The organism is Fluviicola sp. (assembly GCF_030151805.1).
Classification (GTDB): Bacteria; Bacteroidota; Bacteroidia; order Flavobacteriales_D; family Crocinitomicaceae; genus Fluviicola.
The window spans coordinates 1-12,168 of sequence record NZ_JASLCN010000133.1; the positions used below are offsets into that span (position 1 = coordinate 1).

A 12,168-nucleotide genomic window follows, 5' to 3' on the forward strand; every position below is an offset into this window, starting at 1 on the left:
CGCGAAGGATAAAGCGAAAGCTGTCGAAGACTGAGCGTAGCTTGCACAACAAGCGTCACGCGAAGGATAAAGCGAAAGCTGTCGAAGACTGAGCGTAGCTTGCACAACAAGCGTAACGCGAAGGACAAAAGCGAAAGCTGTCGAAGACTGAGCGTAGCTTGCACAACAAGCGTCACGCGAAGGACAAAAGCGAAAGCTGTCGAAGACTGAGCGTAGCTTGCACAACAAGCGTCATGCGAAGGACAAAAGCGAAAGCTGTCGAAGACCGAGCGTCCCTTGCACAACAAGCGTCATGCGAAGGACAAAAGCAAAAGCTGTCGAAGACTGAGCGTAGCTTGCACAACAAGCGTCACGCGAAGGATAAAGCAATATATAGAAGTAATCCTTCGAATTACTTCAACAAATACATTTTTCCGCTAAAAACCCAATAGGGTAAACCTTCAGGAACGGAGGATTTCAAATAAGTATATTTTTTCAGTTTTTGAATAATTTGCTCTTTTAACACTTCATCCGGGACCCATTTTCCTTTGGAAAGGTTTAAAATTTCGGCTGCCTGAATATCCATAAACCCAAATGTCCCATCTGCATTCAATGTCAATGTAAAAAACACGGCTTTTCCCGCACTCTCCTTATTGCCAACCAGTTTGACATTCAAATCTTTTGCCAATTGTTGAACTACGGGAAGTTTTCCGGGTTTCAATGCGGAAACATCGAAAAACGAATCATTTTTTAAATTTCCTTTAGAGTATCGTTCATAAGGCTTCCCCGTTTCAGAAAGAGTATTCTTTTGAGCTGATACCAGAAAACTGCTTTGATCTATTTCGTAAATCGAATCACTGGTATAAAGCAGCACTTTATTATTCTCTTCCCATATATCGGACAGGTGCGAAACGGAATAAATATCTTCTACCCATTTGCTCTTTTTCTCAAAGATCCGAAGCGTTTTTGTTTCCTTCTGATCGGTATAGATTGTAACAGAACAGTTTTCTACAGACCGGTCAATGCCGATATTCAGTTGAATGAGCTGCTTTCCATCATTTGTAAGAACAACCAGCCGTTCTTTAAAAAACACATCTATCTTAAATTTCAACGCTTTCGTTTTCGCATCAAAAACAGCTGTATATCCCTTATCAGAATTCGGATTTTCCGGAATACTGACAAAATAATGGGTTTTCGCGGCATTCATTCGTGCAAATGGTTCATAGGATGAAACCAACGTCGCTTCCGAGAAATTAGAAATCATCAGGTATAGAAGCAAACTCAAGATGCGTTTCCAGGTCATTTTATATTTATTTTAGTTTATAAAGTTATCACTTCCGAATCATCTTCCTTCCCCGAAAATAAAACCGGATACAAAATGTAATGGTTATCAAAAAACCAAATATGACCAAATATCTTCCTAAAAGCGGTTCCATTCCGATAGGAATCATAAAAGCAATGGCACCCAGGAAGCTGAACGGGATGAACAGAATCAGCAGAATTAAAAACACTCTCAAAACCTCCAAAGACCATTTCTTCGGGCTAAACAAACATGGCAATAACAATATCAATGCATAAACGATCGTCATAACCACATACGGATCCTCATACCCAGGAACAATTTCATCAATCCAACGCTCTTCTTCAGCCATTCTTGCAAAATCCTGGACATTCACAGCCGGCACAATACAAGAAATCAGCAACAGGATCCCGATTAGAAGCAGCACAAGCTTTTCTCTTTTCGTTAAATGATGTAACATGGTTCAAAATTATCTTAAAAATCGAATACGGGTATTTTTCGTTCATTTCATCCTATAAAACAAAGGGCTGTTCGCAATATCGCGAACTTAGAACAGCGAATTAATTCTCCACACAATTTCACCACCAAAACAACGTTTTTACTTACATTCGTAACACATGAATTTATACTCCAACAAACAAACATGGAAGATTGTCCTGCTGGTAATTGCACTCATCACAGTTGCCATTTCGCTTTGGGTATCTAATTCTACGGTTCAGAAAGTATCTGACCGCGAGCGTTTGCGCGCCAAGCAATGGGCCGAAGCAATCAAGAAAAAGGCCGAACTGGTCGAATTTACCAATCGCGCTTTCCAGCAGCTTCGCGGGCATGAACGCAGGAAGATCAAATTATACCTCGAAGCAACAAAGGAAATTTCCAAGCCGGTTACGGGAAACAGCTTTCCGGATTACCACTTCCCGCTTACCATTATCAGCGAAAACAAAGACATTCCGGTTATTTTGGTGGATGGTGACAACCAGATTTCCGGTTACACAAATATTGATTTCGACACCAGCGATCTGCGGAAAATGTACCCTGCGTTGACGAAAAAAGCATTGGTCAAAAAATACGAAGACAGCTTGCTGATTTTGACCACTGTTTGGGAGAAAAATCACAAACCTTTCCGGATTGAAGTAGTGAAAGGTTTAACCATGACTTCTTTTTACACCGATACCAAACGCACCATCCAGCTGGAGAGAGAACGGGATTCACTCATTTCCGCATTCAACAATGAACTGATCAAGGATTCCAAACTCATTCCCGTGGTACTCATGGATAAGGAAAAAGATTCGTTGATATCGAGTAATCTTCCAAAGGAAAAAACCAATCCGGAGAACCTGAAAAAAACACTGGGTTCATTGGAAAAAATAAATGATCCCATTGTCATTTCATTTGGCCCTGATCAACAAAACTGGTTGTATTATGATAATTCAGACGAGTTGAAACAACTCCAGTTCTTTCCTTATATCCAGTTTTTAATCATCGGTGTGTTTATTTTTATCGGTTACCTGCTCTTCAGCACCTTCCGGAAAGCGGAGCAAAACCAGGTTTGGGCGGGAATGGCAAAGGAAACCGCGCATCAAATGGGAACACCGCTTTCTTCCCTGATGGCCTGGATTCAATTACTGGAAACGCAGGATGTCAATCCGGAGATCATTTCCGAAATGCAGAAAGATGTGGAACGCCTGGATACTGTTTCGCAGCGTTTCTCGAAGATCGGTTCCGAAACTCATCTGACTCAAACCGACATTCGGACGACTGTTCAGGGAGTGATGGATTATTTGCGACCACGCATTTCCCAAAAAGTGGAAATGACCACTCATTACGAAGAAGAGCCAATTCTGGTGAGTCATAACAAACAACTAATGGAATGGGTTATGGAGAACATTATCCGGAATGCAGTTGACGCGATGGAATCAAAAGGAAAACTCGATGTGGTCATTAAAACCGTTCCGGAACGGGTGCATATTGAAATTTCGGATACAGGAAAAGGTTTATTGCCAAAGCAATTCAAATCCATTTTCGAACCGGGCTACACCACGAAAAAAAGAGGTTGGGGATTGGGATTATCCCTGGTGAAACGCATCGTAAAAGAATATCACAAAGGCAAGGTATATGTCCTTCACTCCGAACTTGGCAAAGGAACAACGATCCGGATCAGTCTTCCGCTAAAATGATGAAATACAATCCTTAATTCCGGACAAAAATATTCCCTATTTTTAAACCACCAATTGATCCATACTATGAGTGATTTGAAAAAATCAGCGAAGGCACTTGCTGCAGATGAAACACTGGATAAATTCCTGAATTCACCGACAAATACAATCGGTTCGGGGGAAGAGAAAGCAACCATTGAACTGATGCGCAAGCTTCCTGCAGGCGTGAATGAAAAGAAATTGTTTGATGCACTGAAACGAATGGGATCACTGCAATTGTTTCGTTTCGCCAGTAGTTTTCCGGTTGAATACATGCATGTATTGCGCGAAGTGATGCGGGTTGTTTACCTGAATGAATCTTTTCCAAGCCGCATGATGAATCAATGCCTGGATTTTGCGCTGAACCAGGATTTCAGCGAACCGAAAATCTATGAGGAATACCGGGAAACAGCGTTATTTTTGAACTATCTGAGCACGCTTCTTTTCCCGGTTGATCAAGCAGAGAATTTCAAGGTTTCAGATAAATTCATTACACCGATCGTTGGTGAATATGTCGCTCAAACGCTGCTTACCGTTCCGAAACAATCCAGGGATATCCGTGCTTTCAATTCCTTTGTTTATGCACTCGGAAAAGTCAATCATCCATTGGCTGAAAAAGTGTTTCAATTTCAAATGGGGAACGACAATAAACTAGCCGAATTAAACATCTTCCTGCTTGCTCTCGGACCAAACAAAACCTTATCCAACACAGAAAAAGCCTATCAACTGGCCCATAACAAATTGGCTGCAAACCAGGTCGGAAGTTTAGCCGATGAGGTCATAAAAGCAATCGGAATTGAAACGGAAATTGGTCAGAAATGGAGTTTCAAAATTCAATTGAGCAGTGATCCGACAGAGAAAAAACCAAAATACGGCTGGTTTGTTTCGATCGAAGTTTCCAACGCATGGACTGATTGCATTCAATTGAATGTCAAAGGTCCGAAAGGCGCTGCCAAAGGAAACCAACGACATGGTGTTTTGATGGGAAAAGGCTTGGGATTCCTGAAAATCGACCTCTTCAATCTGCATGCAAACCTGGATGAAATTGGTTTGCTTTACGGCATTGAAAAATTTTACTGGGAAAACGCAGACGTTTCAGTTACAGGACTGGACAGAAAAACAGTGAAAATGATCAGGGACTGGGTGAAATGAATGGAGAATGAAAATTCAGAATTGAAAAGTTTTTCAATTTTACATTGCCAATTTTAAATGATCAATTCCCTTATTTCACAAACAAAGAGGGATATTCCGCTTCCTGGTTAATGAAGAATTCGATTTCAGCCGGTAAATTTGTCCGACCGAATAACCGGAAAACCGGATCTCCGGTACCTTCACTGAAATAATCCTCTAAGTTTCTGTATTGAACGATCTCTACGCTCTTGATAATATCTTTCCCCAACCAATAAATATTTTTGATTTTACCGTAGGAAAACACTTTCAATCCGATACCTTGCAGGTCCGGAATAATGTCAGAAAATTCAATCAAATCTTTGACAAGTCTAACAGGTATAGCCATAACACAACATTTTTATTTTCAACTAATTATAGGCAAACTTCAATCTGCTGTTTTATAATACAGCCGAAAGTTACGACTTTTTATTTTTGACTTGCCAAAGAACTTTTGAACAGTTTTAAAACTTAATCATCTGTTCACATAGCATTCTCTTATTCCACCTGCAAATTTGATATTCAGCCTGTTCAAAAACCGCCTGGTAATCAATCTATTTCTTGTGCCATTCTTTCACTTTCAGGGATGTTACTACAGAATCTTTATCCAGGTACACAAACAAATCTTTGGTGTATACCGGATCAATATCCCATCCATAATCCGTAATGATATTCATTTGAATCATCCATTGATGATCGTATTTGAAAACCTCCAGATCATCCGATCCGAATAACTGTCTCAATTGTCTGATATTTTTTCCTTTCAAAGGATGATTCATCAAAAGATCTTCCAGCATGGCTTCTCTTTTATCATAATAACCTTCAGACATCCGGTGATTCCAGTCAGTCTTATTGAATTTCTTCCCGGAGGAACAAGAAGCAGTCAAGAAAAGAACTACACAAACGATCGGGAAATTTTTCATGGATCTGGTTTAAGCGGGATGTAAAGTAAACCTTTTTGATTTAATTTTAGCTCATGGAATTCGGAAAAATAGATCGCAGTTTATTGGACAACGTACATTTTCACCTGCCGGAAGACGGCGTGTTCACCCAGGCTCTAAAACCTGCCGTTGAACAACCGAAGCTCTTCCTGGGCGGCGCAAAATGGGGCCGAAAAGAATGGGTTGGTTTGATCTATCCGGCCAAAACAAAAGAAAGCGACTTCCTGGAGCATTACATCCGGAATTTTAACGGAATTGAACTCAATACGACACATTACCAGGTATATCCTCCCGCAACAATTCAGAAGTGGGCAGAAAAAGCGGCCGGAACAGATTTTCAATTCTGCCCGAAATTTCCACAATCCATTAGTCATTACAGCGACCTTTCCAGTCAGAAAGCAGCTTTGGACACGGATCGTTTTTTCAACTCCATCATTCATTTCGGAAAGCATTTGGGACCGATGTTCCTGCAATTGAGCGAGCGTTACGGTCCGGCAAAAAAACACGCGCTTTTCACTTACCTGAAAAGTCTTCCGCGGGATCTGGATATTACCTTAGAAATCCGCCATCATGATTGGTTTCAGGAACCGCACCGATCGGAATTATTCACCCTGCTCCACGAATTGTCTATCGGAGCGGTGATCACGGATGTTTCCGGAAGAAGAGATTGCGCGCACATGGAAGTGACCTCTCCCGTTACGTTTATCCGTTTTGTCGGAAACGGACTTCATCCGACCGATTACCTTCGCATCGACGAATGGGTGGAACGGATTCACCAATGGCTGAAGAAAGATTTGAAAGCCATTCATTTCTACATGCATCAGCCGGATGAATTGTATACGCCGCAGCTGACCGATTACCTCATCAAACAGCTCAACAAAACGTGTGGACTCCGGCTCAAATCACCGAATCTGATCGAAACAACCGGGAGTTTATTCGACTAAATCCGGTCTCAAACCCACTGAAATCCTTCCCCCTGTTTTCCCCCTGATTTTTCGCTATTTCACTGTCCTTCAGACTTTGAACACCTTGTTTCCACTAATTTAGGTCGCACTAAGTATTCACTGCGACGCCAATGATTGTTACAACACTTCGATATTCGCTCATCCACAAGGACTTCACCGGAAGATCTTTCATTTTTCCAGATGCAATGATTGCGCGAATTCGATTTAGTAAGACAATTATGAATCGTTTCACTATTCAAACAACATGCCTCAAAACAAATTTGCTCTTGCGCGATATGCCGTTATCGATGAGCTGCTGAAGAAAAATACCTATGTAAAAACCTCCACCATTAAAGAAACCTGCAAAAGAGATCTCGGATATGAGGTTTCCCAGCGTACTATTCAACTGGATTTAAGTTCCATGAAGAACGATAGCTTTCTCGGGCTTTTTGCTCCTATTGAATACTGCAACAAACGAAAAGCTTACTACTACAGAGATTCGGATTACCAATTCGGATACCAGCAATTGAAGCTGAGTGAAGTTCATTTACTCGAAAATGTCTGCAGTATTGCTTCCCGACATCTGAAACCGGATCAGAGAATGATTCTGGGGGATGTTCTTTTCAAAATCAAGAAAAGATACATGGCGAAATAAAACTTCGCAATTCAAACTTATCCTTGTAGGCTGATATTTATTGTTACCATTTCACTGAAACATGATTTTTAAAGCGATACAACTTCTCTCCGGACAACTGAACGATTATCTGAAACTCCAATTCAGGTTAACGGAAGATATTGTATTCATTTCACCGATCAAAGACTCGGCTAAAAATTTTCCGAACCGCGTGGGAATTACCGTTGTGGGATTGGAACGCGAAACGGCCGGTGGAATCAGTTTTCAGCGAAAGGTTATTTCTGAAACAGCTTCGGCTCAAAGTGCTCCTTCGTGGCAGGTCAGTCTGAACATTCTGATCTCCGTGATTTTCCAGGAAAAGCAATACGAAGAATCTCTTCGGCTGTTTTCGGCGGTAGTAGCCTTCATTCAGAAAAACAACATGATCCGCTCTTCCAACGAAGGTCTTTCCTTTTCACTGGAAGTGATGAATCTAAGCATGCACGAACTGTCAAACCTGTGGAGTATCTGCGGGGAAAATTATTATCCGTCGGTGGTTTGTAAAATCCGCCTGCTCGAAGTTGATGCAGGTGAAATCATCGACCTGTCTCATCTCATTACTAAACCGGAACAAAACACAGGACTCAAATGACCAGTCAGAATTCATATCGCATTTGGTTAAAGTTCGTAATTGCTCACGACTATTTTGACACAGAGCAGTGCGGTGTGATTCTCGAACCCGACCGGGTTACAAGTTATTTACTTCAAAAAGCAGGAATTCTTTTCAAACAGCAGACCACGTGTTCGTGGGTCCTTATTGCTGAAAACGAAGTAAATCTGGATCCGGAAGACAAACTGTCCTTCCAGCTGAAAGCCAAACACCCGGATTTCTATTATTACACAAACCAGGTTTCATCCGATGCAGCAGATTGTTTCATGGTCGATTATCAAAAAGAAGGAATCTGGAAAAAAATTGATGTTCCGATCACGGAAAACCGTTTGAATAACGCCAGTACGGAAACAATCAATATCCAATTGGGCATTCCTGAAAAACAGATTGAATTTCTGGTTTTTCCATCGCAATTATACCAAATGGAACCTCTTGAAGTAAGAGAACAGCGTGGAAAAGTGCTGTTCAACGACCGGGAAGAATCCACCATTCCGGGGACCAATCAGAAAATATTTCGCTTTCTCTCAGCCGAGGCACTTCCTCTCAAAGAGAAAAGCGCTTATCAGTTTCACCTGTGGGAACTGCGAAAAAGCGGAGACAATCTTTTGAGTCGCCTCCCCGATTTCCCCTTGATTCAATCGCTTTCGCCATTTAGTCCGAAAGACTTCATAACAAGTTACATCTATTTATAAATCAATACAATAAATCCAAATATGAGTACAATGAAAACACCAGGGGTATACGTCGTTGAAAAGAACGCCTTCCCGAATTCCGTTGTCGAAGCTGCTACTGCCGTACCCGCATTTATCGGATACACCAAGTTTGCAAAAGACGGAAACAAATCCTTGTTGAACAAGCCTTGGAAAATCAGTTCGATGGCTGAATTTGTTCAATACTTCGGCGGTCCTCCCGTTCCGAAATACGCAGTTGCTGAAGCCAAAGGTGACGAAGGAGATGACCCGAAACTGGGAATATCTACTCTCGAAATCAACGGGAAGAAGTATACCGTTCAACGAAATGACAAGTATAACTTCTACTACCAAATGCGCTTTTTCTTCGCAAACGGTGGTGGTACATGTTACATTGTTTCGGTAGATGAAGGCTATACAGCTGATTTATCAGAAGAAAAATTGACCGACGGAATCACTAAGCTTTTGAAAGAAGAAGAGCCTACCATGGTTTTGGTACCGGAAGCTGTTTATCTGGATACTGTTGACTCGTGTTCGAATGTTCAGGTAGCAGCATTAAGACATTGTGGCGGAGACATGGCAAACCGTGTAGCCATTTTTGATGTTTTTGACGGGTTCAAAGATGATAACACCAATGTCAACAACTTCCGTGAAAAAATTCTTACTGAGTTCTTAGACTATGGAGCCGTATATTATCCATGGTTAAACACTTCCATCGTTCCTGATACAGATATCACTTTCTTGAATTTTGAAGACCCGACAGCAGTCGCTGCCATTCTTACGGAAAATGATAAAGATGCTAAATTGACGGATTTCATTGCCAGTGTGATCAAGAAACCCGAAGATCTGAATACTCTGGAAATCGAAACCACGCATAAAGTGTTGGCGCGCCACTCTTCCGCATACAGTGAATTGATGCGTGAAATGATCCTGATTGTAAACATGTTGCCACCTTCTACTGCTATGGCTGGAATTTACACCCTGGTAGATGCTACGAAAGAAGTTTGGAAAGCACCCGCAAATATTGGAGTTGCAAACGTAATCAGTCCGACTGTTAGTATTTCATTCAAGGATCAGGAAGATTTGAACGTTCCGATGAATGGTAAAGCAGTGAATGCCATCCGCTACTTCGTTGGTGAAGGAGTGAAAGTTTGGGGAGCACGCACATTGGACGGAAACTCACTGGACTGGAGATATATCAACGTACGCAGAACCATGATCATGTTGGAAGAGTCGATCAAGAATGCTGCAAAAGCATATGTTTTCGAACCGAACGTGGCAAACACCTGGGTGAGCGTAAAAAGTATGATCACCAACTTCCTGAACGGAATCTGGAAACGAGGTGGTTTGGCAGGTGCTTCTCCGGAAGATGCATTCAGCGTGCATATCGGATTGGGAGACACCATGACACCGGAAGACATTCTTGAAGGAATCATGCGTATCACCATTTTGGTGGCTATTTCAAGACCTGCGGAATTCATTGAAATCACATTCCAGCAACAAATGCAAAAAAGCTAAAACAAATTCAAAAGTGAGAATTGAAAATTGAAAAGTATAAAATCAGTGTTCTTACGATTTGTCTTGACTCTCACTTTTCAATTCTACATTTTACATTTTCAATTAAATAAAAAATTAAGAAATCATGGCAGGAGAAAAACAAGACAATGTATGGCCTCTACCGAAGTTTTATTTTCAGGTAAAATTAGGTGATAAAGAAGTCCCTTTCCAGGAAGTATCCGGATTGGACATTGAAGCTCAGATCGTTGAGTACAGACATGGGAACAGCAAAGAATTCTCAACAATCAAAATGCCCGGAATCAAGAAAACCGGAAACGTTACCCTGAAAAAAGGAGTGTTTGTGAAAGACAACGGTTTCTGGGACTGGTTCAACAAGATCAAGATGAATACCATCGAGCGTCAGACTGTGGTAATCAGTTTATTGGACGAAGCCGGAAAACCAACCATGGTGTGGACATTGAATAATGCCTGGCCTACTAAAATTACCGGAACGGATATGAAATCTGACGGAAATGAAGTAGCAGTTGAAACGATCGAGATCGCTCACGAAGGATTGGTTATTGCAAACAGTTAATGAGTTGAAACATGAGTAAGCAAAAATGGGAACTTCCGGTAGCGTTTTATTTCCAGGTAAAAATCGGGAATGAAGAATTCGCGTTCAAAGAAGTAACCGGATTGTCCGCTGAAATTGAAACAGAACCTGTGAAAGAAGGAGGTGTGAACGATTTTACATACCTCCTTCCGAAGCAAATCAAGCATGGTAATCTGAACATGAAAAGGGCATTGAATCCGATCAACAGAAACGATGTGGTTTGGATCAAGAAGATTCTCGAAGGAGATTTTTCCCAACCCATCGTTCCGCGGGATATCATTGTGAATCTGTTGGGACAAGACGGAACTCCGATTTACACCTGGACTTGCACACAGGCCTATCCGGTGAAATGGGAAGTGGGTGGTTTGGATTCCCAGGCCAACAGCATTCTGATCGAAACCATTGAGTTTGCTTACACCACATTAAAACGTTCTTAACGACTACGTATATGTCAATCATCATCAAGGAAATCAGTATCCGGACAACTATTGAGCGAAAAACAGGCTCAAACGGAGAGTTGGATTTAAAAGTTGCCAAACTGAAAAAAGACATCCTGAGAGAAGTACATGAAACGTTGCGGAAACAACGCATCAAGAAAGGAGATCGCTGATGGGAGAATTGGTCAAGTTGAAAATTCTGGGTTACGAAACCCAAAGTTATTCCGAATCAAAGAAAAGCGGGGATTTCACTACGCAGGTGAATCCTACGTCCATGAAATTGGGGAAAACCCTGAATTATCAGCAAAATGGTGAAGCAAAAGGAGTTGCCAACCTGCGAAAATTCAGTTCCCAGGCGCTCGACTCACTTTCTTTCGAAATCCTGATGGATGATACCGGGATTATTCCGAGTAAAACGGGAAAGATCAAAGACCGTATCAACCAATTGGAGAAAGCGGTTTATCGGATCAACTCGGAAAGTCACGAACCCAGTTATGTCAAAGTAATCTGGGGAACCTTCATCTTCCGCGGAAGAGTGGAAACGATCAATTACGATTACAGCCTCTTTGCCCCGAACGGAACTCCGCTACGCGTAAAAGTAACGTTCTCTTTTAACGGCTACTTCGACAAAGACACCGCACAGATGAATTCACCGGATCTGTCCCGGATCATTACATTCCGGGCCGGCGACAGCATTGCCCGTTATTGCGACGAAATCTACGGTGACGCTTCTTTCTGTCACGAAATAGCAGCGTATAATAACTTAAGTGAATTCCGGAAAATTGAGCCCGGAACCAAAATTTCATTCCCCCCACTAGCAGCAAAATGAGTGTATCACCGGAAAAAAACAGCGAAGGTCTTGTAACCTATACCATTTACAGCGAAGGAAACAAAATCAACGATTCCTTTGAAGTGGTTTCTATCTGGATCCGCAAGGAAGTGAACCGGATAGGTCGTGCTATGCTCATTTTCGAAGCCGGAGATATGCCTCGAAAAGAAATTCCGGAAAGTGATGACGATACTTTTGCTCCGGGAAATACCATTCGCATCGAAGCCGGTTATCAAAGCGATGAAAAAACCATTTTTGAAGGAATTGTCGTTACACACAACCTGGATATTCCGG

General features: G+C 41.7%; 15 protein-coding genes and 1 pseudogene. 12 read left to right on the forward strand and 4 right to left on the reverse strand.

All coding sequences use genetic code 11. The features are described 5' to 3' along the window. Window positions 1-391: 391 nt before the first annotated feature. Both Q1V93_RS05050 and Q1V93_RS05055 read right to left on the reverse strand, forming a co-directional pair. Window positions 392-1,282: a hypothetical protein gene (locus Q1V93_RS05050; protein ID WP_300662357.1), complete on the reverse strand. Its 891-nt coding sequence runs from the start codon at window positions 1,280-1,282 to the stop codon at window positions 392-394. A 28-nt stretch (window positions 1,283-1,310) separates the two neighbouring features. Next, on the reverse strand, window positions 1,311-1,739 hold the full coding sequence (locus Q1V93_RS05055; RefSeq protein WP_300662360.1) for a hypothetical protein: 429 nt from the start codon (window positions 1,737-1,739) through the stop codon (window positions 1,311-1,313). A gap of 157 nt (window positions 1,740-1,896) precedes the next feature. Here Q1V93_RS05055 and Q1V93_RS05060 point away from each other — a divergent pair, with 157 nt between their 5' ends. Both Q1V93_RS05060 and Q1V93_RS05065 read left to right on the forward strand, forming a co-directional pair. Further along, window positions 1,897-3,456, forward strand: coding sequence for a HAMP domain-containing sensor histidine kinase (locus Q1V93_RS05060; RefSeq protein WP_300662363.1), 1,560 nt, complete (start codon window positions 1,897-1,899; stop codon window positions 3,454-3,456). A 66-nt stretch (window positions 3,457-3,522) separates the two neighbouring features. Further along, window positions 3,523-4,626: a hypothetical protein gene (locus Q1V93_RS05065; protein WP_300662366.1), complete on the forward strand. Its 1,104-nt coding sequence runs from the start codon at window positions 3,523-3,525 to the stop codon at window positions 4,624-4,626. 70 nt (window positions 4,627-4,696) lie between these two features. Here Q1V93_RS05065 and Q1V93_RS05070 read toward each other — a convergent pair whose 3' ends face one another. Both Q1V93_RS05070 and Q1V93_RS05075 read right to left on the reverse strand, forming a co-directional pair. Next, window positions 4,697-4,990 (reverse strand): hypothetical protein, encoded by a 294-nt coding sequence (locus Q1V93_RS05070; RefSeq protein ID WP_300662368.1) that lies wholly within the window; start codon window positions 4,988-4,990, stop codon window positions 4,697-4,699. Window positions 4,991-5,195: 205 nt separating this feature from the next. After that, window positions 5,196-5,564 (reverse strand): hypothetical protein, encoded by a 369-nt coding sequence (locus tag Q1V93_RS05075; protein ID WP_300662370.1) that lies wholly within the window; start codon window positions 5,562-5,564, stop codon window positions 5,196-5,198. Between the two features lie 53 nt (window positions 5,565-5,617). Here Q1V93_RS05075 and Q1V93_RS05080 point away from each other — a divergent pair, with 53 nt between their 5' ends. From Q1V93_RS05080 to Q1V93_RS05125, 10 genes and pseudogenes are all read left to right on the forward strand, one after another. Next, window positions 5,618-6,526, forward strand: coding sequence for a DUF72 domain-containing protein (locus Q1V93_RS05080; protein WP_300662372.1), 909 nt, complete (start codon window positions 5,618-5,620; stop codon window positions 6,524-6,526). A gap of 265 nt (window positions 6,527-6,791) precedes the next feature. Next, a complete protein-coding gene (locus Q1V93_RS05085; protein ID WP_300662374.1) occupies window positions 6,792-7,181 on the forward strand; it encodes a hypothetical protein in 390 nt (129 codons plus the stop codon). A gap of 61 nt (window positions 7,182-7,242) precedes the next feature. Continuing rightward, entirely contained in the window at window positions 7,243-7,791 is a 549-nt protein-coding gene (locus tag Q1V93_RS05090) for a DUF4255 domain-containing protein (RefSeq protein ID WP_300662377.1), read from the forward strand. Further along, complete coding sequence (locus Q1V93_RS05095) at window positions 7,788-8,501, forward strand: hypothetical protein (protein WP_300662380.1); 714 nt, start codon at window positions 7,788-7,790, stop codon at window positions 8,499-8,501. Before Q1V93_RS05090 ends, Q1V93_RS05095 begins: the two co-directional genes overlap by 4 nt. Before the next feature lie 30 nt (window positions 8,502-8,531). Then, window positions 8,532-10,016, forward strand: coding sequence for a phage tail sheath C-terminal domain-containing protein (locus Q1V93_RS05100; protein WP_300662381.1), 1,485 nt, complete (start codon window positions 8,532-8,534; stop codon window positions 10,014-10,016). Window positions 10,017-10,140: 124 nt separating this feature from the next. Continuing rightward, a complete protein-coding gene (locus Q1V93_RS05105; RefSeq protein WP_300662384.1) occupies window positions 10,141-10,590 on the forward strand; it encodes a phage tail protein in 450 nt (149 codons plus the stop codon). Between the two features lie 11 nt (window positions 10,591-10,601). Next, window positions 10,602-11,045 (forward strand): phage tail protein, encoded by a 444-nt coding sequence (locus tag Q1V93_RS05110; protein WP_300662386.1) that lies wholly within the window; start codon window positions 10,602-10,604, stop codon window positions 11,043-11,045. Window positions 11,046-11,056: 11 nt separating this feature from the next. Beyond that, entirely contained in the window at window positions 11,057-11,218 is a 162-nt protein-coding gene (locus Q1V93_RS05115) for a hypothetical protein (protein ID WP_300662391.1), read from the forward strand. After that, window positions 11,218-11,874 (forward strand): hypothetical protein, encoded by a 657-nt coding sequence (locus Q1V93_RS05120; RefSeq protein WP_300662393.1) that lies wholly within the window; start codon window positions 11,218-11,220, stop codon window positions 11,872-11,874. The genes Q1V93_RS05115 and Q1V93_RS05120 overlap by 1 nt, the downstream gene beginning before the upstream one ends. After that, a pseudogene (locus Q1V93_RS05125) lies at window positions 11,871-12,168 on the forward strand (Rhs element Vgr protein); the annotation flags it as partial. The gene Q1V93_RS05120 and the pseudogene Q1V93_RS05125, both read left to right, overlap by 4 nt.